Annotated in this window: 3 protein-coding genes; all 3 read left to right on the forward strand. The window is 70.2% G+C overall.

Translation table 11 applies throughout. The features are described 5' to 3' along the window. The first annotated feature begins 79 nt into the window (after nt 1–79). Nucleotides 80–991 (forward strand): phosphoribosylaminoimidazolesuccinocarboxamide synthase, encoded by a 912-nt coding sequence (locus DD1DGNOD_RS25455; protein WP_131771178.1) that lies wholly within the window; start codon nt 80–82, stop codon nt 989–991. Nucleotides 992–1,212: 221 nt separating this feature from the next. Continuing rightward, nucleotides 1,213–2,121 (forward strand): pantoate--beta-alanine ligase, encoded by a 909-nt coding sequence (panC, locus tag DD1DGNOD_RS25460; protein ID WP_131771179.1) that lies wholly within the window; start codon nt 1,213–1,215, stop codon nt 2,119–2,121. A gap of 2 nt (nt 2,122–2,123) precedes the next feature. Further along, a partial coding sequence (panD, locus tag DD1DGNOD_RS25465) for an aspartate 1-decarboxylase (RefSeq protein WP_241255978.1) occupies nt 2,124–2,579 on the forward strand: 456 nt, incomplete at its 3' end.

Below are 2,579 nucleotides of genomic sequence, written 5' to 3' on the forward strand. Positions count from 1 at the left end.
GGGCATGCCGTCACCGGTCGGGACATGCCGTCACCGGTCGGGACGTCCGGCGTCCGGCCGCATCGCATACGGTCGGGGCATGCCGCTGACGCACGAGGAGTTCGCCGGGCTGACCCACCTGGGGTCGGGCAAGGTACGGGAGATGTTCGCGGTCGGGGATGACGCGGTACTCATGGTCGCCAGCGACCGGATCTCCGCCTTCGACGTGGTCCTGCCCACCGAGATACCGGACAAGGGCGCCGTCCTCACCGGACTGTCGCTGTGGTGGTTCGACCAGCTCGCAGACCTCGTGCCGTCCCATGTGATCAGTACCAATGTGGACGAGTACCCCGACGAGCTCGCTCCCTACGCCGAGCAGCTGCGCGGCCGGTCGATGCTGTGCCGGCGGCTGACCATGGTGCCGATCGAATGCGTCGCCCGTGGCTACCTCACCGGCAGCGGCCTGAAGGACTACCAGCGCACCGGCGAGGTCAGCGGCCACGCGCTGCCCGACGGCCTCGTCGACGGCAGCCGGCTACCCGCGACGATCTACACCCCGTCGACGAAGGCACCCGTCGGCGAGCACGACGAGAACATCAGCCGGGCGCAGGCCGCGTCCCGGGTGGGCCCTCAGGTCGCCGCCGACCTGGAGAAACTCACCTTGGCGATCTTCGAACGAGCGGTCGGTGTGGCCGCCGAGCGCGGCATCATCGTCGCCGACACCAAGCTCGAGTTCGGTCATGACACCGACGGCGTCCTGCGGCTGGGCGACGAGGTGCTGACACCGGATTCATCCCGGTTCTGGCCCGCCGATGCGTGGAAGCCCGGCAGCTCCCAGCCGTCCTACGACAAGCAGTTCGTCCGCGACTACCTGGCCTCCACCGGCTGGAACCGGACCGCTCCCGGCCCGCAGCTTCCGCCGGAGGTGGTCGAGGCCACCCGGGCCCGTTACGTCGAAGCGTACGAACGCCTGACCGGTACCTCCTTCGCCGATTACGTCGCCACCACGTAGGTCCGAATGAGCCCGGCAAGCGTCAAGCCCGCCAAGCCCAAGCCCCGCAAGCGCGCCCTCCGGCCCGCCGCGTAGCGCCCCTGTCAGCCGGAACCGTCGTCAGTCGCGACCGTCAACCGCTGGCGTGTGTGCGGTGAGTGACAGGCGTGCGCGTGCGATCGCGTTCGAGTTACGCTGACTGGCGACGTCCGGTACCCCTACTGAGGACTGGAACGACATTGATGGTCACACCCGCGACTGCGGTTCCGCCGCGCCCCCGATGTCCCCGATTGCCTGGCAACGGGGAGCCGGCGCTGGTCCGAAGCCGCGCAGAGCTCGAGTCGTTGCTGAATTCCTCACCCTTAGCATCGACTGATACGCGAACCGTCGTCATGACGATGGGCGCGCTGCATGCCGGGCACACCGAGCTGATCCGGGCCGCCCGTGCCCGCGCGGACCAGCTGATCGTCACGATCTTCGTAAACCCACTGCAGTTCGGTCCCCGGGAAGACCTCACGCGCTACCCCCGGGCGCTCGACGCCGACCTGGAGATATGCGCCCGCGAAGGCGTGGACGTCGTCTTCGCCCCGGCGGTCGTGCACGAGACCGCGCCGGCCGTCCGCGTCAGCGCCGGCCCGCTCGGCGAGGTCCTGGAGGGCGCCACACGTCCCGGGCACTTCGACGGCGTCCTCACGATCGTCGCGACCCTGCTGAACCTGACGCGGCCACAGTTGGCCTTCTTCGGCAAGAAGGACGCCCAGCAGCTCGTCCTCGTCCGGCGGATGGTGCGCGACCTGGCCTTCCCGACCGAGATCGTCGCGGTGTCGACGGTACGGACCCCGGACGGGCTGGCGCTGTCCAGCCGCAACGCCTACCTGACCACCCGCCAGCGCCGCACCGCGCTCGCGCTGCCGCGGGCACTCGCCGTCGGGGTGAGCGTCGCCGACGAAGGAGCGGACGTGGTGCTCGCCGCCGCCGGCGAGGTGCTCGCCGGCGAGGCGGACGTCGAGGTGGACTACCTGACGCTGGCAAGCCCCCACGACCTGACACCGGTGCGTACCGGCCAGGCGCTGCTGCTGGTCGCGGCCCGGGTGGGCACCACCCGGCTGATCGACAACATCGAGCTCACGCTGCCCGAGGAGGACGGCTGACCGTGTTCCGGACCATACTCAAGTCGAAGATCCACCGAGCCACGGTCACCCAGGCCGACCTGCACTACGTCGGCTCGGTCACGATCGACGCCGATCTGATGGCGGACGCGGACCTGCTCCCCGGCGAGCAGGTCGCAATCGTCGACATCGACAACGGTGCCCGGCTGGAGACCTACGCGATCGCAGGCCCGCCCGGTAGCGGGATCATCGGGATCAACGGCGCGGCGGCACGGCTCGTCCACCCCGGCGACCTTGTGATCATCCTGGCATACGCGGTCATGGCTGACGCCGAAGCCCGCCGGTTCACCCCGCGGGTGCTGTTCGTGGACGCCTCCAACCGGGTCGTCGCGCGCGGCCAAGACCCGGCGGCGGCGATCCCGGACGACCCGTCCAGCCTGCGCGGGGACATCGTCCAGCCGCTGTCGGTCGACGGGACAGCGGCCGAGCGGGCCCCGCAC

Source organism: Candidatus Protofrankia californiensis, assembly GCF_900634765.1.
GTDB lineage: Bacteria > Actinomycetota > Actinomycetes > Frankiales > Frankiaceae > Protofrankia > Protofrankia californiensis.